This window comes from Polymorphospora rubra (assembly GCF_018324255.1).
Taxonomy (GTDB): Bacteria; Actinomycetota; Actinomycetes; order Mycobacteriales; family Micromonosporaceae; genus Polymorphospora; species Polymorphospora rubra.
Genome location: NZ_AP023359.1, coordinates 3,983,955 through 4,006,291, shown reverse-complemented (window position 1 = coordinate 4,006,291; position 22,337 = coordinate 3,983,955). Strand labels below are relative to the sequence as shown.

Here is a 22,337-nt window from a genome sequence, read left to right as displayed (position 1 = left end):
CACGGGACGATCACACCGCGCAGTGTGAGGACGGTTTCACGTGCCGTCATCCGAACGGCGGACACAATGTGCGACACCGGACACGAAAGAGGGCCCGGCCGATACCCGGCCGGGCCCCTCCTCGTTTGCGCGGACTACTCGCCCGGCGCCGACTTCGCGATCTGCATCAGGAACTCGATGTTGGTACGGCTCTGCTTGAGCCGGTCCAGCAGCAGGTCCAGCGCGGCCGGCGAGTCCAGCGAGTGCAGCACCTTACGGAGCTTGTGCGTGATCGCCAGCTCCTCCGGCGCGAGCAGGATCTCCTCCTTACGCGTGCCGGACGGGTGGATGTCGATCGCCGGGAAGACCCGCTTGTCGGCGATCTTCCGGTCGAGCTTCAGCTCGGCGTTGCCCGTGCCCTTGAACTCCTCGAAGATGACCGTGTCCATCATGGAGCCGGTCTCCACCAGCGCGGTGGCGAGGATGGTCAGCGACCCGCCGTTCTCGATGTTGCGGGCCGCGCCCAGGAAGCGCTTGGGCGGGTAGAGCGCGGTCGAGTCGATACCACCGGACATGATCCGGCCGCTGGCCGGCGCCGCCAGGTTGTACGACCGGCCGAGCCGGGTCACCGAGTCGAGCAGCACGACCACGTCGTGGCCCAGCTCGACGAGGCGCTTGGCCCGTTCGATCGCCAGCTCCGCGACCGTGGTGTGGTCCTGCGGTGGACGGTCGAACGTGGCCGCGATGACCTCGCCCTTGACCGACCGCTGCATGTCGGTGACCTCTTCGGGCCGCTCGTCGACCAGCACCACCATCAGGTGGCACTCCGGGTTGTTGTGGGTGATCGCGTTGGCGATCGCCTGGAGCACCATGGTCTTGCCGGCCTTCGGCGGCGAGACGATGAGCGCCCGCTGCCCCTTGCCGATCGGCATGACCAGGTCGATGACCCGGGTGGTGAGGATGTGCGGCTCGGTCTCCAGCCGCAACCGCTCCTGTGGATAGAGCGGGGTGAGCTTGTAGAACTCGGGGCGCCGCTTGGCCTCGTCCGGGTCCATCCCGTTGATGGTGTCCAGCCGGACCATCGGGTTGTACTTGTCGCGCCGCTGCTCGCCCTCACGCGCCGCGCGCACCGCACCGGTCACCGCGTCGCCGCGCCGCAGGCCGTACTTCTTGACCTGGGACATCGACACGTAGACGTCGTTCGGACCGGACAGGTAACCGGTCGTGCGGACGAACGCGTAGTTGTCGAGCACGTCGATGATGCCGGCGACCGGGACGAGCACGTCGTCCTCGGCGACCTGCGGCTCGCGGCCGCCGGTCTCGCCCTCGCCGCGCTCGCCGCGGCCCCGGCGACGGTCCCGGAAGCGGCTGCGCCGGCTGCGCCGGCCACCGTTCTCGTCGTCGTCGTCGTCCCGGCTGTCGCGGTTGTCCCGCTCGTTGTTGCGGCTGTCGCGTTCGGCGCCGCGGTCCCGGTCGGTGTTGCGGTCCCGGTCGGTGTTGCGCGGGCCGCGGTCCGACCGCTCGGTGCGCTCACCGCGCTCGGAACGTTCGGTGCGCTCGCCGCGTTCGGAGCGCTCGGCCCGCTCACCGCGCTCGGCCCGCTCACCGCGCTCGCGCCCGTTGCGCGGCTCGGCCCGCTCGGCCGGCGGCTGCTCCTCGACCCGCGGCTCGGCGGCGGCGGGCGGGGCGGCAGCGGCGGCAGTGGCCGCCGCCCGGGTGCGACGCGGGGCACGCTGGCGTCCCTCGGTCGCCGGCGGCGCCGAGGTCTCGACCACCGCCGCGTCGCCGCCACGACGCTCGCCGTCGGCCTCGCGGACCTCGGCGCGTACCTCCTCGCGGGCCGGTGCGGTCGCCGCCGCGACCTCGGCCCTCGGCCGGGGCGGGTTCGCCGGCGCGGCGGCGGCCGCGCCGCCACCTTGCCGCTCGGTGATCGCCGAGATCAGCTCGCCCTTGCGCATCCGGGCCGTGCCGGAGATGCCGAGTGACGCGGCCAGGCTCTGGAGCTCCGGCAGCAGCATCGCCGACAGACCGGTGCCGGTCCGACGGCGGCGAACCGGACCGGTGGTGGCGTCAGCAGCGACGTTGGAAACGTCCGACGTCACGTCGGTGGTGTCGCTCAATGGATTCCTTCCCTCGATAAGGCCGGGGCTGCCCGGATCGGAGAAACTGGTGGCCGGGCGGCCTCGGTGCACCCGCCTCGCGTGACGCGTCGCGGGAGTCTGTGGCACAACAGCACGGCGGTTTCCGGCTCACCATGGGTCGGTGTGCGCGTCTCGCCGTCTGCGGCGACCTGTGGAAACTGCGGTGCGGCGTATGCCTAGGCAGAGGTAAGACGGCTGACCGCCGAAAGCTTTCGGGGTGCGCCGTTCCGCAGGAGATCGCGTGCTTCGCGGCTGTGCTTGGCCTAGAGCGTAATCAACTCTTCCGACCTGCGGCAACAGGGTCCCGCTCGGCGTGTCCCAGTGTACCCCTGTCAACCTGGGCACCGGCTACATCCACCAGCAACCGTAGAACAGCCCAGCCCATTCCCGGGTCGAAGGTTTCCGGCGGTTCGGAAAGTGCCAGCACCGTCGGCCCGGCCCCACTGACCACGGCGGCCACACCGGCCCCACGCAGCGCGGCGACCAGGGCGGCGGTGGCCGGCATGCCCGGCGCCCGGTAGTCCTGGTGCAGCCGGTCCTCGGTGGCCGGCAGCAGCAGGGCGGGATCGTGGGTGAGCGCGTGGACCAGCAACGCCGCCCGGCCGGCGGCGAACGCGGCGTCGCCGTGCGGAACCGTCGCCGGCAGCGCCGCCCGGGCCTGCGCGGTCAGGCCGCGCTCCTGCGGTACGAAGACCACCGGCCGGATCCCGTCGGCGGGGGCCAGCGTCACGGCGCGCGCCCCGGCGCCCGGACCGGCCTCGTGGTCGCCCCCGGACCAGGCGATGGTGAACCCGCCGAGCAGGCAGGGCGCGACGTTGTCCGGGTGACCCTCGATGGCGGCGGCCAGATCGAGCGCGGCAGCGGCGTCGAGCCGGTCCGGACCGTCCACGACCAGTGCCCGGGCGAGCTGTACGCCGGCGACGATCGCCGCCGACGAGGATCCCAGGCCACGGGCCTGCGGAATCCGGTTCACGCACTCGACGGCGAGCCCCGGCGGGCGGCCGCCCAGCGCGTCGAAGGCGGCGAACATGGCGCGTACGACCAGGTGGGTCTCGTCGGTGGGCAGTTCTCCGGCGCCCTGTCCGGTCACCGTCACCCGGCACCCGGCCGTGGTGACCTCGGCGCTGACGTCGTCGTACAGCGCGAGGGCAAGGCCCAGCGAGTCGAAGCCCGGCCCCAGGTTGGCGCTGGTGGCCGGCACGCGCACGCGGACCGGACCGGATACGAATTCGACGCCCATCGGCTCATGCTATTTGAGCCCGGCAGGGCCCCGATCAGCGGCGGGCGACCGGCCGGCGGGTGCCGACCGGTCGCCCGGTTTCAGTCCTCGTCCGGCTCCGGCGGGTCGGCCCCTCGCGCCGATGGAGCCGGCGGTGTGGAACGAGGGGGTTTCGGGGATCGGCCGGCGCTCCGCAGCGCCATCCGGAGGGCGTATTCGATCTGCGCGTTCACGCTGCGCAGGTCGTCGGCCGCCCACTTGGCGATCGCGTCGTAAACCTGCTGGTCGAGGCGGAGCAACAGCTTCTTGCGTTCGACCATGAGCCCAGCGCCGTCCTAGCTGTAGAGGGAGCCGGCGTTCACCACCGGCTGGGCCGCCCGGTCGCCGCAGAGCACGACGAGCAGGTTGGACACCATCTGGGCCTTGCGCTCCTCGTCCAGTTCGACGACGTGCTCCTCGCGGAGCCGGTCGAGGGCGTTGGAGACCATACCCACCGCACCTTCGACGATCTTGAAGCGGGCGCCGACGATGGCGCTGGCCTGCTGCCGGGCCAGCATCGCGTGCGCGATCTCCGGCGCGTACGCGAGGTGGGTGGTGCGGGACTCGAGCACCTCGACGCCGGCCAGTTCGACCCGTTCGCGCAACTCGTTGGTCAGCTCCTCGTTGACCACGGCGCCGTCCCGCAGGCTGGCCCGCCCGCTGTCGTGCGCCTCGTAGGGGTAGCTGGCGGCCAGGTGCCGGACGGCGGACTCGGCCTGGACGGAGACGTACTCGACGTGGTCGTCGACGGAGAAGACGGCCCGGGCCGAGTCGACCACCCGCCACACGACGACGGCCGCGATCTCGACCGGGTTGCCGTCGGCGTCGGAGACCTTGAGCCGGGCCGTCTCGAAGTTGCGCACCCGCAGGGTGACCCGGCTGCGGGCGGACAGCGGCCAGGTCCAGTGCAGGCCGGGCTCCCGGATGGTGCCGACGTAGCGGCCGAAGAACTGCACGACCTGGGCGTCGTTGGGGTTGACGACGATGAACCCGGTCGCCGCCAGCACGGCCACGAGGGCCCAGACGACGATCACGACGGGGATCAGCGGGTGGACCCCGGGCTCGCCGAGGACCGGCAGGATCGCCAAGAGTGCGGCCGCGGTCAGCACCAGCAGGCCGGCGATGGCAATGAATCCGGAGAACCGGAAGGCGCGTCTCTCCATGACATCCCCTTGGTATTGAAGTGATATCACCATGCTAGCCCACGGGGCCCGTCGATGAAAGGTCGGGAGTCGTCCGGGGTGCGACCGGCGGGGCGGTGCCCTAGGCCGGCGGCGGCCCCGGGGCGGCCGGAACCGGATCGGACAGCGACAGCCGGCGGGTCGCCAGACGCCAGACGACGGCGTAGAGGACCGTGACGAGGCCGCAGCCGGCGAGCACCACCCGCTCGTCGACGTGGTCGATCACCGCGGCGACCGCGAGCTGGCTGATCGAGATCGCCAGGGTGGCCACCATCAGGTCGACGGCGAACACCCGGCCCCGCAGCCGATCGGGCACCTCGCCCTGAAGGGCGAAGTTGGACATCACCCAGTTGCCGCCGCCGGCGAAGTGGGCCACGAACACGAGGACCAGCACGAGCGGGAACCAGGTCGTCAGCGCCACGCCCACGTAGGACAGGCCGTAGGCCACCATCGACAGCGCCACGCAGGGCAGCAGCCAGGTACGCCGGTTCAGGACCGGACGCATCAGCATCGGGCCGACCAGGGCACCCACGCCCCGTACGGCGAACAGCAGACCGGCGCCGAGCGCACCGACCCCGTAGATCCCGGCGAGCAACGGGAACACGGTCAGCACCCCGTTGCCCAGACCGACGCCCGCCTTCACCGTCACCAGGGCGCGCAGCTTCGGCCGGTGCACGACGTACTGCACCGCCTCCCGCATCGCCGCGAACGGGTGCTGGCCGGGCTGCGTACCGTCCCGCGGCGCCTGCAACGGCCGGCGGATCAGGCCCGCCAGCACGATCGCGACAGCCAGCGCGCCGGCCGCGATCCAGAAGCAGGCGTACGGGCCGACGACGCTGCTCAGCACCCCGCCCAGCGAGGCGCCGACGATCGCCATCGTCCCCCAGGCCGCGCCGGCGACCGCGTTGGCGCCGGCCAGGTCGGCCGGCTCGACCACGTTCGGCAGCGCCGCCTGGGCGGCCGGGGAGTAGAACGCCTTGCCCGCCGCGACGCCGACGATCGCCAGCACCGCCAGCCACGCCGTACCGGCACCGCGTACGCCGACCAGGAGCAGGATCGCGACCAGCGCGACCACGTTCGCGGCCATCATCACCTTGCGCCGGTCGAACCGGTCGGCGACCGTCCCGGTGTACGGCAGCAGCAGCGCGACGACGCCGGTGTCGGCGGCCAGCACCAGCGCGCCCCACACCCCGCTGCCGGTCAGCTCCGGAAGCAGCACCAGCAGCGGCACCATGACGAACCAGTCGGCGCCGAAGACCACGAGTTGGGCGGCGAAGAGGTTGCGGAAGTCGCGGTTGCCGGTAAGGAGCGACAGAGGGGATGCCACGTACCGGCACCCTACCCGCCGACCGATCGGACCCGCGGTGTCGCCTCGGCCACTCCCCCGGTCCGTCCTGTCACGACCCGAGGCGTCCGCGCGCTGCCGGGACAGCACACGGACGCCTCGATCACGGTCGCCGGACCGGTCGGGTCACCGCCGGCTCACTCCTTGGGCGGCGGCAGCGGAGACCGGTTCGAACGGGGCAGGCGCAGCACCTCGAACTGGTCGGTGCCGTCGACCAGCGCGCCGGACGGGGCCGGGCCCGGCTCCGGTTCGGTGGCGCGGTGCTGGGCCGGCGCGGCGTGCCGGGCCTCGGCGGACGCGCCCGCACCGACCAGCGCCGGTTCCGGGGCGGCCTCGACCGGCTCGTCGTCGACCGGAGGCTCGGCCGGCGGGGTGCGTCGGGCCCGGAACCGCTCCCTCGTGTTCTCCACCATCGTGTAGAGGGTCGGCACCAGCACCAGGGTGAGCAGGGTCGAGCTGAGCAGGCCGCCGATGACGACGATGGCCAGCGGCTGCGAGATGAACCCGCCCTCGCCGGTGAGCCCGAGGGCCATCGGCGTCAGCGCGAAGATGGTCGCGATCGCGGTCATCAGGATCGGCCGCAGCCGGCGCCGACCACCCTCGACGACCGCCTCCTGCACGCTCATGCCCTGGTCGCGGTACTGGTTGATCAGGTCCATCAGCACGATCGCGTTGGTCACCACGATGCCGACCAGCATCAGTACGCCGATCAGCGCCGGCACCCCGAGCGGAGTGCCGGTGACCAGCAGCAGCCCGATGGCGCCGGTCGCGGCGAACGGCACCGAGACGAGCAGGACCAGCGGCTGGATCAGGCTACGGAACGTCGCCACCATGATCACGAAGACGATCGCGATGGCGGCGAGCACGGCCAGCCCGAGGTCGGCGAACGCCTCGGCCTGGTCGGCACTGACCCCGCCGACGGTGATGCTGGCACCCGGCGGCAGGTCGAGCGCGTCGAGCCGCTCGTTGAGCGCGGTGGTGATCGCGCCGAGGTTGGATCCGGAGCCGGTGCCGGTGACGGTGACGCTGCGCTCGCCGTCGATCCGGGTGACCGACAGCGGTCCCTCGACCTGCTCGACCCGGGCGAGGTCGCCGAGGGTCACCGGCCCGATGGGCAGGGCCCGCAACTGCTCGACGGTGGCCGGGGCGGCGCCGCCGCGGATGACGACGTTCTGCTGGCCGCCGTCGAGCGTCACCTGGCCGACCGGGCTGCCCCGGAAGGCCTGCCCGACGATCTGGCCGATCGCCGCCTCGGAGAGCCCGGCCTGGGCGGCCGCCGCCCGGTTCACGGTGATGTCGATGCGCGGCGCCCGCTCGCCGAGGCTGCTGGAGACGTCGGTCACGTTCGGGGTGTCGGCCATCGCCCGGCGGACCTGCTCGGTGGCGGTGGCCAGCACGTCGGCGTCGGTGGCCTGCACGATCACCGCGAGTTGGTTGGCCGGGGCACCGCCGGGACCGCCCCCGGTGCCGAACGACAGCTCGCCGACGCCGGCCAGCGCGTCGAACCGCTCGCGCAGCGCCTCCCGGACCTGTTCCGGCTCGGTCTCGCCGTCGAGCGCCACCGAGTACGACGCGGTCGCCGCACCGCCGCCACCGCCGAACAGCCCGCCGCTGTCCCCGGCGCTGACCTGGTAGGACTCGACGCCGTCGGTGTCCGCGAGGATAGTCTCGACCTGCCGGGCGGCGGCGTCGGTCGCGGCCAGGCTGGTGCCGACCGGCATCTCCTGCGAGATGCTGAGGGTGTCCTGGCCGGAGTCGTCGAGGAAGTTCGTCTCCAGCCGGGTGGCCAGCGCGAACGTGCCGAGCAGAACCACCAGGCCGAGGGCGACCGTGGTCCAGCGGCGGTGGGTGGCGAAGCGGATCACCGGGAGGTAGCTGCGCTGGAGACGGCTGCGCAGTTCCTTCTCCTCGGCGGCCAGCCGCGCCTTCTCGCCGCCGGCGTCCGGCTTGAGGAACCAGTAGGCGAGCACCGGGATGATGGTCAGCGAGACCAGCAGCGAGGCGAGCAGGGCCACCGTGACGGTGATCGCGAACGGGGCGAAGATCTGCCCCACGAAGCCGCCGACAAGGGCGATCGGGGCGAAGACCGCGACGGTGGTCAGGGTCGACGCGGTCACCGCGCCGGCGACCTCGCGTACGCCGGTGAGAATCGCGCGCCGCTTGTCCTCGCCGTAGCTCATGTGTCTCTTGATGTTCTCGAGAACCACGATCGAGTCGTCGACGACCCGGCCGACCGCGATGGTCAGCGCGCCGAGGGTGAGCAGGTTGAGCGAGTAGTCGCCGATCCACAGCGCGATCAGCGCGACCAGGACCGACAGCGGGATGGAGACCGCGGTGACCACGGTCGAGCGCACCGACATCAGGAAGACCAGGATCACGAGTACGGCCATCACGAGGCCGAGCAGGCCCTCGGTGGTCAGCGTCTCGATCGACTTCTCGACGTACGGGGCCTGGTCGAAGATGATCGTCAGTTCGCCGCCGATGTCGGCGCCGAGTGATTCGAGCTGGTCACGGATCTCGTGGGAGATCTGCACGGCGTTGCCGTCCGGCGTGGCGGTGACCATGATGCCGAGGCTGTCCGCGCCGTTGGTGCGGGTGAACGAGGTCGGCGGGGCGGACTGGAGTTCCACGGCCGCGACGTCACCGAGGCGGACGGCCGACCCGGCCGGGCCGAGCCAGATGTCGCGCAGTTCCTCGATGGTGGCGATCCGACTGCCGACCTGGACGGACAGGGTCCGGTCGCCCTCGGTCAGGGCACCGGCCGGCATGGCGATGCCGTTGGCCTGCAGCGCGCCGGCGATCGCGGTCGGCTGGACGCCGGCCTCGGCGAACCTGGCCGGGTCCGGCGTGATCAGCACCACCTGGTCACGGGCGCCGCTGACCTCGACGGTCCGGACCCCCTCGATGGCCTCGATCTCGGGTACGACGGTGTCGGCGAGCTGCCTGGCCAGTTCCTGCGGGTTGCCGGCACCGGTGGCCGCGAGCACCACGGCGGGCAGGTCGGCGGTGCTGCCGGCGATGACGGTCGGTTCGACGTCGTCGGGCAGCGGGGCCCGGTTGATGGCGGTCTGCATCTTGTTGACCGCGTCGGCGAGGTCGGTGCCGAACTCGTATTCGACCTGAACGGTCGCCATGCCCTCGCTGGAGGTCGAGGTGACCTTGCTCAGTCCGGCGATGCCCTGGACGCTGTTCTCGATCGGCTCGGCGACCTGCGCCTCGACGATCTCGGGCGAGGCACCCGGGTAGGCGGCGATGATGAACGCCGCCGGGAACTCCATCGACGGCAGGAGCTGCTGCTTGAGGTTGGGGATACTGAACGCGCCGAAGGCGGTGATCACCACCGCGATGAGTGCGACGAGCCCCCGGTTGGCAAGACTGAGTCTGGCGAGCAACGACATGAGCGGGCTGACTCCTGACGACTTAGGTTAGCTCGACCCAAACAGTTTGCCCGAGGCGTACGATTCGCTTCGCGCCAGGGTCGCTGATAGCGTCCGATCAGGGAACGGACAGCGGAGGTGCGATGATCGACAAGGCGCGGATCATCGCCCGGATCATCGATTCCCAGCGGCAGCTGCAACACCAGCTCGCCTACGACCGGTCGCACCCGCTCTTCGACTCCCACCTCACGGTTCCCCAGCTGAAGGTGCTGCTCGTGCTCTCGCTCGAGGGCAGCGCGTCCGGCCAGGACCTGGGCCGGATCATGGGGGTCAGCCTGGCGACCGTGACCGGAATCGTCGACCGGCTGGTCGGCCACGGCCTGGTCGCCCGGCGCGAGGACCCGAACGACCGCCGGGTCCGGCGGATCGAACTGACCACGACCGGCACCACGATGATCGACGGCATCATCACCGCCGGGATCGAACGGCTGCAACAGATGCTCGAGCGGCTCACCGTCGACGAACTGCACACCATCGACCGGGCCGCGACCCTGCTGGCCCGGGTGGCCGCGGCGGACGCCTGCGGCCAGCACCCCGGACCGGACTGACCCGCCCCGTTCGCGGTCAGGCCAGGTCGAGCGCGCGGGCGGCGGCCAGCACGTCGTTCTGGATCGTGATCGGCGCCGGCGCGGTCGAGATCGCCCACTCCGGGTCCTTGAGGCCGTGACCGGTCACGGTGCACACCACCGTCGATCCGGCCGGCACCCGTCCCGCCGCGGCCTGCTGGAGCAGCCCGGCCACGCTGGCCGCGCTGCCCAACTCGACGAACACGCCCACCTCACGGGCGAGCAGCCGGTATGCGGCGAGGATCTCGCGGTCGGTCACCGCCGCGATCAGCCCCTCGGACTCGTCGCGGGCGTCGAGCGCCCTGGTCCAACTCGCCGGGTTGCCGATCCGGATCGCGGTCGCGATCGTCGACGGCTCGCGGACCGCCTCGCCGGTCACGATCGGGGCGGCACCGGCCGCCTGGAAGCCGTACATCCTCGGCCGGACCTTGGTGTTCCCGGCGTCGGCGTCCTCCTGGTAGCCCATCCAGTACGCGGTGATGTTGCCCGCGTTGCCGACCGGCAGGCAGTGGATGTCGGGGCGGTGCCCAACGCCTCGACGATCTCGAAGGCGGCGGTCTTCTGGCCGTGCAGCCGGTCCGGGTTGACCGAGTTGACCAGCGCGACCGGGAAGTCCTGGGACAGCTTCGACGCCAGCGACAGACAGTCGTCGAAGTTGCCGTTGACCTGGAGCAGGGTGGCACCGTGCACCAGCGCCTGGGCCAGCTTGCCGAGCGCGATCTTGCCCTGCGGCACCAGCACCGCGCAGGTGATCCCGGCCCGGGCGGCGTACGCGGCCGCGGAGGCGCTGGTGTTGCCGGTGGAGGCGCAGATGATCGCCTTGTTGCCGGCCTCGACCGCCTTCGAGACGGCCATCGTCATGCCACGGTCCTTGAACGAACCGGTCGGGTTGGCACCCTCGATCTTGAGATGGACGTCACACCCGAGCCGGCGGGACAGCACCGGGGCCGGCAGCAGCGGCGTGTTGCCCTCGTGCAGCGTGACGACCGGCGTGGAATCGGTGACGGGCAGCCGGTCACGGTAGGTCTCGATCAAACCCCGCCACATGTCGCTCTCCTCGCGCAGGTAAACCTGTTCGTCCGTACCCGGGCCGCGGTCGGCCCAGCCTCCCCCAGCCTGTGCAATACCGGCCGACCGCACCGCCGGTTACCCACCTGGCGGGACGCCGGGCGCCCACCGGTCACCCGGGCGCCGCCGGCCGGGTCCGCTGTCAGGCGCCGCCCTCGACGCGCAGCACGCTGGCGATCGACCGGACGATGTCCAGTCCGCGCAACTGCTCGACCGTCGCCGCCAGCGCCGCCTCCGGCGCGCCGTGGGTGACCACCACCAGGCTCGCGTCGTCGGCGCGCCCGGACTGCCGCACCGTCGCGATCGACACGTCGTGCTTGGCGAAGACGCCGGCCACCGTGGCCAGCACGCCCGCCCGGTCGGCCACGTCGAGGCTGATGTGGTAGCGGGTGACCGCCTCCCCCATCGGCCGCACCGGCAGGTCGGCGTAGACCGACTCGCTCGGTGCCCGTACGCCGGAGAGCCGGTTGCGGGCCACCGCCACGATGTCGCCGAGCACCGCGCTGGCGGTGGGCGAGCCACCGGCCCCGCGACCGTAGAACATCAGCTGCCCGGCCGCCTCCGCCTCGACGAAGACCGCGTTGAAGGCGTCGCCGACGCTGGCCAGCGGATGCGTACGCGGGATCATCGCCGGGTGGACCCGCACGCTGACCGAGTCGGCCCCGGTGGAGTCCGGCCCCCGCGAGGCGATGCAGAGCAGCTTGATCGTGCAGCCCATCGCCTTGGCGCTGGCCACGTCGGCGGCGGTGACCTCGGTGATCCCCTCCCGGTGCACGTCGGCGGCGGTGACCCGGCTGTGGAAGGCCAGCGAGGCGAGGATCGCCGCCTTCGCCGCCGCGTCGAACCCCTCGACGTCGGCGGTCGGATCGGCTTCGGCATATCCGAGTTCGGTCGCCTCCTCCAGCGCCTCGGTGAAGCCGGCGCCGGTGGCGTCCATGGCGGACAGGATGAAGTTGGTGGTGCCGTTGACGATGCCGGTGACCCGGGTGATCCGGTCGCCGTGCAGCGACTCGCGCAGCGGGCGCAGCAGCGGGATCGCCCCGGCGACCGACGCCTCGTAGTAGAGGTCGGCCCGGCCCTCGGCGGCGGCGTCGTGCAGCGCGCCGCCGTCCTCGGCCAGCAGCGCCTTGTTGGCGGTCACCGCGCTCTTGCCGGACCGCAACGCCTCGACCAGCCAGGTGCGGGCCGGCTCGATGCCGCCGACGACCTCGACGACCACGTCGACGTCGTCGCGCTTGACCAGGCCGAGCGCGTCGGTGGTGAACAGCGCCGGGTCGACCGGCAGCGGTCCCCGGTCGCGGCCCATCCGGCGTACGGCGATGCCGGCGATCTCGATCGGCGCCCCGACCCGTGCCGTCAGGTCGGCGGCTTGCTCGTGCAGCAGACGCACCACCTCGGCGCCGACGGTTCCGCACCCCAGCAACGCCAGACGCACCGGCTTAACCATGATCACCCCACATCGAGTGCCAGCAGATCGTCCTCGGTCTCCCGGCGGACGATCACGCGTGCCTTACCATCACGGACAGCGACGACCGGGGGCCTCGGGACATGGTTGTAGTTGCTGGCCATGCTCCGGCAGTAGGCACCCGTGCCGGGCACGGCGAGAAGATCTCCGGGCTGCACGTCAGCGGGCAGGAATTCATCCTTCACCACGATGTCCCCGGACTCACAATGCTTTCCCACCACGCGGGCGAGGATCGGCGACGCGTCCGACGATCGTGACGCGATGGTCGCGGAATATGACGCATCGTAAAGGGCGGTCCGGATGTTGTCGCTCATCCCGCCGTCGACGCTGACGTAGGTGCGGATGCCGTCGACGTCCTTGACCGTGCCCACCTCGTAGAGGGTGAACACCGCCGGCCCGACGATGGCCCGGCCCGGCTCGACCGACAGGTGCGGCACCGCCAGCGAGAGCGCGGCGCACTCGCTGTCGACGATCTTGTTGAGGCGCTTGCTGAGGTCCTGCGGCGTCGCCGGGTCGTCCTGGGTCGTGTACGCGATACCGAACCCGCCGCCGAGGTCGAGTTCGGGCAGTTCCACCCCGCGCGCGTCGCGGATCTGGGCCTGCAGGGCGAGCACCCGGCGGGCCGACACCTCGAAGCCGCTGGCGTCGAAGATCTGCGAGCCGATGTGCGAGTGCAGGCCGCGCAGCTCCAGCACGTCCTCGTCGAGGATGCGGAACGCGGCCTGCGCCGCCGCCCCGCCGGCCAGCGAGAAGCCGAACTTCTGGTCCTCGTGGGCGGTCGCGATGAACTCGTGCGTGTGCGCCTCGACCCCGACCGTCACCCGGACCAGCACCTTGGGGCGTACGCCCCGCTCGCGGGCGATCCCGGTCAGCCGGTCGATCTCGTGGAACGAGTCGACGATGATCCGGCCCACCCCGGCGTCGACCGCCCGGGTCAGCTCGGCGACCGACTTGTTGTTGCCGTGGAAACCGATCCGCTCGGCCGGCATCCCGGCCGCGAGCGCCGTACGCAGTTCGCCGCCCGTGCAGACGTCGAGGTGCAGGCCCTCCTCGGCGATCACCCGGACCACCGCCCGGCACAGGAAGGCCTTGCCGGCGTAGTAGACGTCCTGGTCGGGGAAGGCCGCCCGGAAGTCCCGGCAGCGCGACCGCAGGTCGCCCTCGTCCAGCACGTACGCCGGGGTGCCGAACTCCTCGGCGAGCGCCCGGGCGGTGAGCCCGCCCACGGCGAGCGTGCCGTCGGCGTCCCGGGCCACGTTCCGCGGCCAGAGCTGCGGCACCAGGTGGTTGACGTCGTCCGGGGTACGCAGCCAGGCCGGCCCCCGGCTGCCGAGGTCGCCGTGCAGCGCCCCCGCTTCGTGTGCGCGCATGTGTTCCTACTCTCCTACGGCTCGCGGCCGGCGGGTCACGGCACGACGCCGGGCCGTGACGCGCCGCCGCGTTCGCACTACATCCGTTCCGGCGCGGAGACGCCCAACAGGCCCAGGCCGGCGGCGATGACCGTCCGGGTGGCGTCGTTGAGCCACAGCCGGGCCCGGTGCCGGTCGGTGATCTCCTCGTCGCCGCGCGGCAGGATCCGGCACTTCGGCTCGTCGTAGAACCGGTGGTAGGTGCCGGACAGCTCCTCCAGGTAGCGGGCCACCCGGTGCGGTTCACGCAACTCGGCCGACGCCGCCACCACCGCCGGGTATTCGCCCAGCGCCTTGAGCAGTTCGTGCTCCTTGTCGTGGTCGAGCAGTTCGGGGTGGAAGTCCGCGGCGTCGCCCCGGCTCAGTCCCGCGTCGGCGGCGTTGCGGGACACGCTCGCCGTCCGCGCCGCGACGTACTGCACGTAGTAGACCGGATTGTCGCGGCTCGCCCGGGTCCACAGCTCTACGTCGATGTCGATCGGCGAGTCGCTGGAGTAGCGCGCCAGGGCGTACCGGGAGGCGTCGACGCCGATCGCGTCGACCAGGTCGTCGAGCGTGACGACCGTGCCGGCCCGCTTGCTCATCCGCATCGGCTGACCGTCACGGACCAGGTTGACCAGTTGCCCGATCAGGACCTCGAGCGACCGGTCGGGATCGTCGCCGAAGCACGCCGACATCGCCCGCAACCGGCCGACGTAGCCGTGGTGGTCGGCGCCCAGCATCATCACGACCCGGTCGAAGCCGCGTTCGCGCTTGTCGAGGTAGTAGGCGCAGTCGGCGGCGAAGTAGGTCCAGTCGCCGTCGGACTTGCGCAGCACCCGGTCCTTGTCGTCGCCGAAGTCGGTGGTGCGCAGCCAGGTCGCCCCGTCGGCCTCGAAGACCCGGCCCTGGTCGCGCAGCCGGGCCAGGGCGAGATCCAGCTCACCCCGGTCGTGCAGGTCCTTCTCGTTGAAGTACGTGTCGAAGTGCACCCCGAACTGGGTCAGCGAGGACTTGATCTCGTCGAACATCAGCGCGACGCCCTCGGCCCGGAACACCTCCTGGGCGGCGGCGTCGTCGAGGTCGAGCACCTCGGGACGGCGGGTCCGGACCTCGGTGGCGATCTCGGCGATGTACGCCCCGCCGTAGCCGTCCTCGGGCGTCGGCTCGCCCTTGGCAGCGGCGAGCAGCGAACGGGCGAACCGGTCGATCTGGGCACCGGCGTCGTTGAAGTAGTACTCGGTGCCGACCTCGGCGCCGGTGGCCCGCAGCAGCCGGCTGAGCGCGTCACCGACCGCCGCCCACCGCACCCCGCCGATGTGCACCGGGCCGGTCGGGTTGGCCGAGACGAACTCCAGATTGATCTTCTGACCCGCGAGCCGGGCGCTGTGCCCGTACGCCGGGCCGGCCTCGACCACCTCGCGGGCCAACTGTCCGGCGGCGGCCGCGTCGAGACGCAGGTTGAGGAAGCCGGGGCCGGCGATCTCGACCGACTTGATACCGGGTGTCCGGTTCAGCTGCTCGGCGAGGCTGGCGGCCAGATCACGTGGCGGCACACCGACCCGCTTGGCGAGCTGCATCGCCAGCGTCGACGCGTAGTCACCGTGCTCGGGATTACGCGGCCGCTCCACCGTCGTTACGTCCGGCAGCACGGACGGGTCGAGCCCGCGCTGGTCGAAGACGGCGTGGGCAGCGGCGAGCACGACCTCGGCGAGTTTGGCGGGAGTCACCGATGCATGTTACCGGGGGTAGACTCGGTCACTCGGCGGCGACCCTGCGCGTTCTCGGGAGCCGCCGGCCCCGTGCAACAGACCGCGCTGCGGACGCAGCGCGGATCGCAACAGACGCAGTGACGAGCACCACAGCACCAAGATCCGCTACGACACGTCCCCCCGTGACCGATCCCGATATGGCGAGGCCCCATGAGCATCAGCACCCCGGGTGGCAACCAACGCCGTCCCTCCGTGGTCAGCACCGGTAAGAAGGCCCCGGCCAGCAAGGCCACCGCCGACGGCAAGCCGGCCACGGACGACAAGAGCGCCGCGAGCGGCGGCAAGACCGGCACCACCACCAAGACCGGACCGAAGACAGGCGCCGGTCGCCCCGGTGGCGGCGGCAAGGGTGGCAAGGGCCGCAAGCCCATCGCGCCGGTCAAGGTCAGCCAGGGCCGGGCCTGGGGCCCGATCGCCATGTTCGTCGCGGTCGGCGTGCTGGCCGCCGGCATCATCGGGTACGGCGCCTGGGCCGCCTTCCAGGGGTCGAAGCCCTGGGAGGAGCGGGCCGCCGACATCCCGGGCATCACCAACTTCCGGGAGTCCGACCCCGAACTCGTCGCGGGCAGCCAGCACACTCCCGAACCGGTCCAGTACACCGTGCTCCCGCCGGTCGCCGGTCCGCACAACGCGAGCTGGCAGAACTGCTCCGGTGACGTCTACGACGCCCCGATCGCCAACGAGCACGCGGTCCACAGCCTCGAGCACGGCGCGATCTGGATCACCTACCGCCCCGACCTGCCGCAGGATCAGGTCGCCCGGCTGGCCGAGCGGGTGCAGGGCACCGACAAGACGTTCATGAGCCCCTTCGAGGGTCTCGACCAGCCGATCTCGCTCCAGGCCTGGGGCTACCAGCTCAAGGTCGACGACGCCGGCGACAGCCGGATCGACGACTTCATCGGGGCGCTGCGGATCAACGCGTCGATCGAGGGCCCGACCGCGCTGTGCGCCCAGGGCATCACCGCCACCGGCAACGCCCCGCGCAACCTGGGCGGCGGCCAGTAACCGGGCCGGCCCGAGGCCCGCACCACCACCGGTAAGGAATGCAGATGGTCACATCCGTGGAAGCCGAGGTGTCGACGAACGCCGACACCTCGGCTCCCGGCGACTCGACCGAGCGCCGGCCCGCCCCGCGCTACAGCCTGGTCGTGGTGGCGATCGCCCTCGTCGTCGGCCTGCTGGCCGGCTACGCGGGCGGTTGGATCACGCCGACGCTGACCCGTCCCGGGGAGGGATCGCCCGAGGTCGGGTTCGCCCGGGACATGTCGGCGCACCACGCCCAGGCGGTCGAGATGGGCCTGATCGCGTTCCGCAACGCCACCGACCCGGACACCCAGCAGATCGGCATCGACATCGCCGCCGCGCAGCAGGGCGAGATCGGCACCATGCAGACCTGGCTGCGGTTCTGGGGCGTCGACACGTCCGGCCCGCAGGCCCCGATGGCGTGGATGCCGGACGGGGCCGAGGCGATGCGCGACCGGGGAAACCTGATGCCCGGCATGGCCACCCCCGAGCAGATGGCCGCGCTGCGTGCCGCCACCGGGATCCAGGTCGACCTGCTCTTCATCCAGTTGATGCGTGACCATCACCTGGGCGGCATCCACATGGCCGACGCGATCATCGACATGACCGACGACCCCGAGGTCATCAAGGTCGCGACCACGATGAAGAACACCCAGCAGACCGAGATCGCCAACTTCAACACCCTCGAGAAACGACTTACCTCCTGAAATGTCCGACCATGCTGTTTGCGTAGTTTCTCCGCGGTAACGCGCCACCCCGCCCGTTCCGGGCTCGTTGTCCGGACGTGCGGGCTGTATTGAGAGACACCAGGCGGTCGGTCGCCAGCTGGTGCCGGCGGCACACCATCGGCGGTGACGGCGCGGTCGTCACCCGTCGCACGGACGAGCCGGACCAACCGGACCCACTCACCCGCGAGCAGGAACTCGATCTCATCGACGTGCTCCGCGGACGGCTGCCCGATCAGGTCGGCTTCGACGAGGAGCTGTGGTCCCGGCAGAGCGTCGCCGAACTTGTCGAGCACCTCTACGACATCCCGATGACACCGCGGATCATCGGCCGCTACCTGCGCGCCTGGGGGCTGGGTCCGCGCGAGCCCGTGGAACGCGCCTGCGGCCTGTGCGCCGGCGCGGTCGCCCACTGGGTCGACACCGAATACCCCGCCATCGTCCGCACCGCCGTGGACCACCACGCCGAGCTGTACTGGGTCGGCCGCACCCGGCTGCACGGCGTGGCACCGACCGCCGACGTACTGTCGGCCGTCTCCGCCCGGGGCCGGACCCGCTTCATGATCACCACGCCGTGGGCCGACCGGTCGGTCCCCCGCGACTTCCTGCTCCGGCTCAGCGGCACCGACCGCCGTACGGTCCACGTCGTCGTCGACGGCTCCTGGACCTCGGTCGACAGTCCCCGCCGTACGCCGGCCCGGATCGTGCTGCACCCGCTGCCGAGCTGCGGACGCGGCACCGCCACCCGGCCGGACGCCGACACGGGCGATACCGGTTGGGCGGGACAGCGGGGGTCCTGATAGTCTTCCGTGGTCGCTGAGCCCCCGTAGCTCAGGGGATAGAGCACCGCCCTCCGGAGGCGGGGGCGCAGGTTCGAATCCTGCCGGGGGCACCATCGATTAACAGCACGTAAGGCCGCTGACCAGGCATAGCCCAGTCAGCGGCCTTAATCGTGTGTCCGACTGTCTACGACCGTTGGCGGGTGCCCGTGCCCGGAATGCCCGCCCCACTCGGCTACCCGTGACGGCGGCACGCCACGGTTGAGCCACATCGAGGCCGCCGCGTACCGAAGGTTGTACGCAGCGGCCAGCGGCGAGCCTGCCGCTCGGGGTGAACACGGCGGACCACGCCCACCGCCACACGCGACTGATCGTCTCTTCGGACAACTCTCCTTGCTGCGCTCTCCGACGAACAGGCATCCGCCTCGGCGGCACCGAGGGGTGCTGACGCGCCAGGCAGCGGTGCCGTCAGCTCAGGAGGAGGCACCCCAATCGGCACCCCAACCAGTTTGGGCTGGCGCAGATGTCGGTCCGTACCTGCCGGAACGCGGTTCCACTGTGTCGAAGGTCAGTTCCCACCGGCACCCGTCTTACCTGTCCTGCTCCTTACTAGAACCAGCCCGGCTGATCGAGTCCTCCGTTCACCCAGTACACGTCGGCGGAACAGGTCGAATTGTCGATTCTCGCAAGCGTAAGCGTTAACCAACGGAGGCTTTCTTCTCCGGAAAACACCACGTGGCTCATGTCTACCGGATTCCCTCTCTCAAGGACACCACCACCGAGGACGCCGTCCTCCTCAAGGGAGATGGTCCATCTTACCGACGGCTCACATGGGAGTTTCTCTTCAAAGACTAAGTGACCCGACAAGGAGAGGGCGTTCTCATCGGAATCGGTGGGCACAAACGTGGTTTCCAATGCGGACGAAGAGGCAGGTGCCGCATCAAGAGTCCAGCGCATCGCTACACCGCCCCCAAGATAGCTCAAAGGAACTGAAGAGTAGGGATCTCCCTCGGCGTACCGAAGGGGAGAGTCGACCTCTCCCGCCTTAAGCGCCACCACAAAACCCAACACTACGACAACGCCAACTGAAATCGCAGTACCCGCGACAATACGCTTCAGCACTCGCCGGGTCGAGCCTCGACGTTCGCCTGCCGATGTCTCATCCTCGGGAACAGACAGACTCAGCGTATCTCCTACCGATTCTCCCGAACTCCGCGCCACGATGGAATGGTCGAGCGCCGAATCGGCCGCATCCCGGTCAACTGCGGGCGGTGGCGTTCCCGATGATGACTCCGCTAACTCTTCGGCGTGATCTTCACGGTAATCGCAGGCCTGCCGGAGCGTCCGCGAATGGTCATCCGTGACTGGGGAACTGGTCGGCAACGCCTTGGCCTGGCCTGCTACCCCAAGGACTCGGTCCGAGGGACGAGCAGATCCGTCAACAGCGCGAAGAGGACCTCGGCGGAGGCTTGAGCGGCGAAGCGCTTATATCGATCATCCTTGCTCGGGTCGGCGTGGTCCATGACACCCTTGACTACAAGCCAGTGCGGCACCCGCCCGTGTTGCGCCACTGTTGCAATCGTGGCAGATTCCATCTCGAGACCGACCACCGTGCGCACGCCTTGTTGGCCGAGCCGATCCCAGGTCACTCCGTCCTTGACGACGAAGCTGCCGCTCGCCATCGGCCCTACGTGCACCGCAAACGGGAGCCGTTCCGGTCCGCCGACGTCGTCGTACAGTTTGCGTTCGATAAAACGGCGACCATCATCAGTCAACGTCCAGCCTGGACCGTTTCGATTGATCAGGCCATCGGTCTCCAGTTCACGGACCCAATTGTCCCAGTTTCCTCTCGGGAAGTAACGGGGCCGAGCTAAATGGTCTCGCGGTTCGTCTGCCGCGTAGAGCCTTTCCAGAAACCAGAGCCTAGCCTCCTTTCGGGTCACTTCGCCGTAGCTGGGCAGTGCGATAGGCGAAAAATCCTGGGCGGCACGTACCCAGGTCTGCTCCATTGGAATCTGGCGATGGTCGCCCAAAAATGCGTTCTCGATCTGTTTGCCCTCGTCGTACTCGTAGACCATCTCAGCGACGACGACATCGCCCAAGGCAGCTACCTTCGGGTTGCCCGCGCAGACCCCGCTCATTGCCAGCACCTGAGGCTTCAGTCGCTCCACTAGCCCGGCGGCGGCCGGACTGATGGAACGTCCACCCATTCGTACCGGCCGCGCCAATGCGACCGCAAGAACGCCCCCATGCGTCTCAGCGATCTCAGTGTATTCGTACGGGTTCGCGGCGCCGCGATCACGATCCTGCCACTGGGTGGGCCGTCCAGCGGCGCACGCGAGAGTGGAACCGACAGTACGGGCGGCGGAGTACTCCTCCTGCAACGCCGTCATGATCAAAATGTCGACGCTGGTCATCCCATCCTCCATGCCGACTCCGGAGCACTGAAGATACAAGTCCGTCCCCGGCCGGGGTAAGTGCCAACGTTCGCCGGCTGACATCGCATCTTCAATGCCGGGAATGAGAACGATGTCGCTGGACAGCATCGTCGCCGGGTCGGTAACCATCTTCCTGGCCTTCACCTGGGTCGTTGGTGACGCGCGGAACCCGAGCTGCCCGGAACGCCTACTGCGTCAAAGGAGCAGTCGCATTACCTGGCCGGGCCCCAAAGTGCCGTCGGTGCACGATCCGCCGAAATGGCACGGGTGCCCGGAGCCCGAACCGCCCCGGGAATCGGCCGCACGATGAACACCCAGCTCCAGCCAGAGCCCGTGACAGGACGACATCGCAGCTACCATCTGCCGAGTGGCCCATCGAAATGGTGCTGTACGTACAGCTTGCGCTGATGGAGGCCGATAGGCAATGGCAGACCCGATCCCGACCGAGACAGACGCGAAGATCTCGGTCGTACCGGCCAACGAGGCAAGCGCGGACGACCTGCGGGCCGTCTTCGGCACCCGGGGCGAGGCCGCCAACTGCCAGTGCCAGCACTTCCGCAACCCCGACTCGTCGTGGCGGTCGGCTCCCGTCGAGGAACGCGCCCGCCGGCTGCGTGAGCAGACGAACTGTGGTGATCCGGGCGCGAAGACGACGACCGGCCTCGTCGCCTATCTCGACGGTGAACCGGTCGGCTGGTGCGCGGTCGAGCCGCGCACCGAGTACGTACGCCTGCTGCGGGCGCGGGTTCCGTGGACCGGGCGCGACGAGGATCCGAACGACGTCGGTGTCTGGGCCGTGACCTGCTTCGTCACCCGGGTGGGCTTCCGTCGCCGAGGGGTCAGCCGGGCGCTCGCCCGGGCGACGGTCGACTTCGCCCGTGAGCGTGGCGCCCGTGCCGTCGAGGGCTATCCGATGCTCACCGAGGCGGGCCAGGACCTGGTCTGGGGCGAGCTGTACGTCGGCAGCCGGAGCATCTTCGCCGCCGCCGGGTTCACCGAGGTGAGCCGGCCCACCCGGCGGCGGGTCGTGATGCGGGTCGACTTCTAGCCCCTGCCCGGACGGTCACCCGCGCGGCTCAGACCACCATGGACGGCAGTGGCCAGCGGCGGAGCCGGTACGGCAGCCACACGAGGAGGTCGCCGACCTTGGTGACCAGTCCTTCCTCGCCGAAGTCGCGGGCGATGCCGAGGTCGACGTCGGTCAGCTCGGCGCCGTCCATCAACTGGTCGAGTACGGCCAGGTAGGCCGGGTCGTCGATGGTGATCAGGTTGAGTCGGCCGGACCGGCGGTCGCGGACCTGGACGAAGCCGGGGCCGCGCCGGTAGGTGCACTTGTCGAAGTAGAACGCCTTGTGCCAGGCGGCGAGCTGCTGTGCCGGGTCGGCTCCGATGGCCGTCGGTGGGGGCAGCAGTTCGAGGGGTGGCCGGAGGTGGCCGTACGGCAGCCACTCCTGGTCGTCGTCGCCGGGCAGCCGCAGCCGCCAGTCGACCGCGATGCCGTGGCTGGTGAGTTCGCGGACCAGGACGAGGCGCCGTACGGTGTCGACGGCCTCGGCGTCGGCGCCGGCCACGGTCAGGTCGACGGGGTCGGGCAGGACGACCTTGCGTACGCCGTCCCGGCGCCAGCGTGCGACGGCGTCGGCGGCCGGTTCGCGTAGTTCGGCGGGGCCGATGTCGATGCCGGGGACCGTGATGACGGCGGGGTCGTGGTCGCGGGCGAGGCCGACCGGGATGGGCCGCAGGTCGGTGTCGGTGCTGGGCACGTTCGGTCC

The 22,337-nt window shown here is 70.6% G+C and carries 17 protein-coding genes, 1 tRNA gene and 1 pseudogene; 6 read left to right on the top strand and 13 right to left on the bottom strand.

Translation table 11 applies throughout. From position 1 onward, the window contains the following. Positions 1 to 134: 134 nt before the first annotated feature. The 6 genes from rho to Prubr_RS18265 all read right to left on the bottom strand — a co-directional run bounded on the left by rho (position 135) and on the right by Prubr_RS18265 (position 9,302). Positions 135 to 2,099 (bottom strand): transcription termination factor Rho, encoded by a 1,965-nt coding sequence (rho, locus tag Prubr_RS18290; RefSeq protein ID WP_212827024.1) that lies wholly within the window; start codon positions 2,097 to 2,099, stop codon positions 135 to 137. Between the two features lie 295 nt (positions 2,100 to 2,394). Next, entirely contained in the window at positions 2,395 to 3,360 is a 966-nt protein-coding gene (thrB, locus tag Prubr_RS18285) for a homoserine kinase (RefSeq protein ID WP_212827022.1), read from the bottom strand. Between the two features lie 80 nt (positions 3,361 to 3,440). Beyond that, the gene (locus Prubr_RS18280; protein WP_212829005.1) at positions 3,441 to 3,659 is read right to left on the bottom strand and encodes a type II toxin-antitoxin system antitoxin; all 219 of its coding nucleotides are present in this window, start codon (positions 3,657 to 3,659) and stop codon (positions 3,441 to 3,443) included. Between the two features lie 15 nt (positions 3,660 to 3,674). Beyond that, on the bottom strand, positions 3,675 to 4,541 hold the full coding sequence (locus Prubr_RS18275) for an SPFH domain-containing protein (protein WP_212827020.1): 867 nt from the start codon (positions 4,539 to 4,541) through the stop codon (positions 3,675 to 3,677). A gap of 100 nt (positions 4,542 to 4,641) precedes the next feature. After that, positions 4,642 to 5,886 (bottom strand): MFS transporter, encoded by a 1,245-nt coding sequence (locus tag Prubr_RS18270; protein ID WP_212827018.1) that lies wholly within the window; start codon positions 5,884 to 5,886, stop codon positions 4,642 to 4,644. 155 nt (positions 5,887 to 6,041) lie between these two features. Further along, positions 6,042 to 9,302, bottom strand: coding sequence for an efflux RND transporter permease subunit (locus Prubr_RS18265; RefSeq protein ID WP_212827016.1), 3,261 nt, complete (start codon positions 9,300 to 9,302; stop codon positions 6,042 to 6,044). Positions 9,303 to 9,424: 122 nt separating this feature from the next. Between Prubr_RS18265 and Prubr_RS18260 the strand changes: the two genes are divergently transcribed. Beyond that, the gene (locus tag Prubr_RS18260) at positions 9,425 to 9,889 is read left to right on the top strand and encodes a MarR family winged helix-turn-helix transcriptional regulator (RefSeq protein ID WP_212827014.1); all 465 of its coding nucleotides are present in this window, start codon (positions 9,425 to 9,427) and stop codon (positions 9,887 to 9,889) included. 16 nt (positions 9,890 to 9,905) lie between these two features. Here Prubr_RS18260 and thrC read toward each other — a convergent pair. The 4 genes and pseudogenes from thrC to argS all read right to left on the bottom strand — a co-directional run bounded on the left by thrC (position 9,906) and on the right by argS (position 15,558). Further along, positions 9,906 to 10,954: pseudogene (thrC, locus tag Prubr_RS18255) on the bottom strand (threonine synthase). A 163-nt stretch (positions 10,955 to 11,117) separates the two neighbouring features. Further along, the gene (locus tag Prubr_RS18250) at positions 11,118 to 12,410 is read right to left on the bottom strand and encodes a homoserine dehydrogenase (RefSeq protein WP_212827012.1); all 1,293 of its coding nucleotides are present in this window, start codon (positions 12,408 to 12,410) and stop codon (positions 11,118 to 11,120) included. Positions 12,411 to 12,424: 14 nt separating this feature from the next. Then, complete coding sequence (gene lysA, locus Prubr_RS18245; protein WP_212827010.1) at positions 12,425 to 13,810, bottom strand: diaminopimelate decarboxylase; 1,386 nt, start codon at positions 13,808 to 13,810, stop codon at positions 12,425 to 12,427. A 77-nt stretch (positions 13,811 to 13,887) separates the two neighbouring features. Next, positions 13,888 to 15,558: an arginine--tRNA ligase gene (gene argS / locus Prubr_RS18240; protein WP_212827008.1), complete on the bottom strand. Its 1,671-nt coding sequence runs from the start codon at positions 15,556 to 15,558 to the stop codon at positions 13,888 to 13,890. 192 nt (positions 15,559 to 15,750) lie between these two features. Here argS and Prubr_RS18235 point away from each other — a divergent pair, with 192 nt between their 5' ends. The 4 genes from Prubr_RS18235 (at position 15,751) to Prubr_RS18220 (ending at position 18,243) form a co-directional block, all read left to right on the top strand. Continuing rightward, positions 15,751 to 16,605, top strand: coding sequence for a thioredoxin-like domain-containing protein (locus Prubr_RS18235; RefSeq protein WP_212827006.1), 855 nt, complete (start codon positions 15,751 to 15,753; stop codon positions 16,603 to 16,605). A gap of 44 nt (positions 16,606 to 16,649) precedes the next feature. Next, positions 16,650 to 17,330, top strand: a complete 681-nt coding sequence (locus Prubr_RS18230; RefSeq protein WP_425518030.1) for a DUF305 domain-containing protein — start codon at positions 16,650 to 16,652, stop codon at positions 17,328 to 17,330. 77 nt (positions 17,331 to 17,407) lie between these two features. Then, the gene (locus Prubr_RS18225) at positions 17,408 to 18,148 is read left to right on the top strand and encodes a winged helix-turn-helix domain-containing protein (RefSeq protein WP_212827002.1); all 741 of its coding nucleotides are present in this window, start codon (positions 17,408 to 17,410) and stop codon (positions 18,146 to 18,148) included. A gap of 20 nt (positions 18,149 to 18,168) precedes the next feature. Continuing rightward, a tRNA-Arg gene (locus Prubr_RS18220) sits at positions 18,169 to 18,243 on the top strand. 493 nt (positions 18,244 to 18,736) lie between these two features. Here Prubr_RS18220 and Prubr_RS18215 read toward each other — a convergent pair. Beyond that, positions 18,737 to 19,249, bottom strand: a complete 513-nt coding sequence (locus Prubr_RS18215) for a hypothetical protein (protein ID WP_212827000.1) — start codon at positions 19,247 to 19,249, stop codon at positions 18,737 to 18,739. 278 nt (positions 19,250 to 19,527) lie between these two features. Further along, on the bottom strand, positions 19,528 to 20,709 hold the full coding sequence (locus Prubr_RS18210) for a 5'-methylthioadenosine/S-adenosylhomocysteine nucleosidase family protein (RefSeq protein ID WP_212826998.1): 1,182 nt from the start codon (positions 20,707 to 20,709) through the stop codon (positions 19,528 to 19,530). A 280-nt stretch (positions 20,710 to 20,989) separates the two neighbouring features. Here Prubr_RS18210 and Prubr_RS18205 point away from each other — a divergent pair, with 280 nt between their 5' ends. Beyond that, a complete protein-coding gene (locus Prubr_RS18205; RefSeq protein ID WP_212826996.1) occupies positions 20,990 to 21,613 on the top strand; it encodes a GNAT family N-acetyltransferase in 624 nt (207 codons plus the stop codon). Between the two features lie 28 nt (positions 21,614 to 21,641). On the opposite strand, the gene Prubr_RS18200 is transcribed toward Prubr_RS18205, so the two are convergent. After that, positions 21,642 to 22,328, bottom strand: a complete 687-nt coding sequence (locus Prubr_RS18200; RefSeq protein ID WP_212826994.1) for a DUF5825 family protein — start codon at positions 22,326 to 22,328, stop codon at positions 21,642 to 21,644. Positions 22,329 to 22,337: the final 9 nt, after the last annotated feature.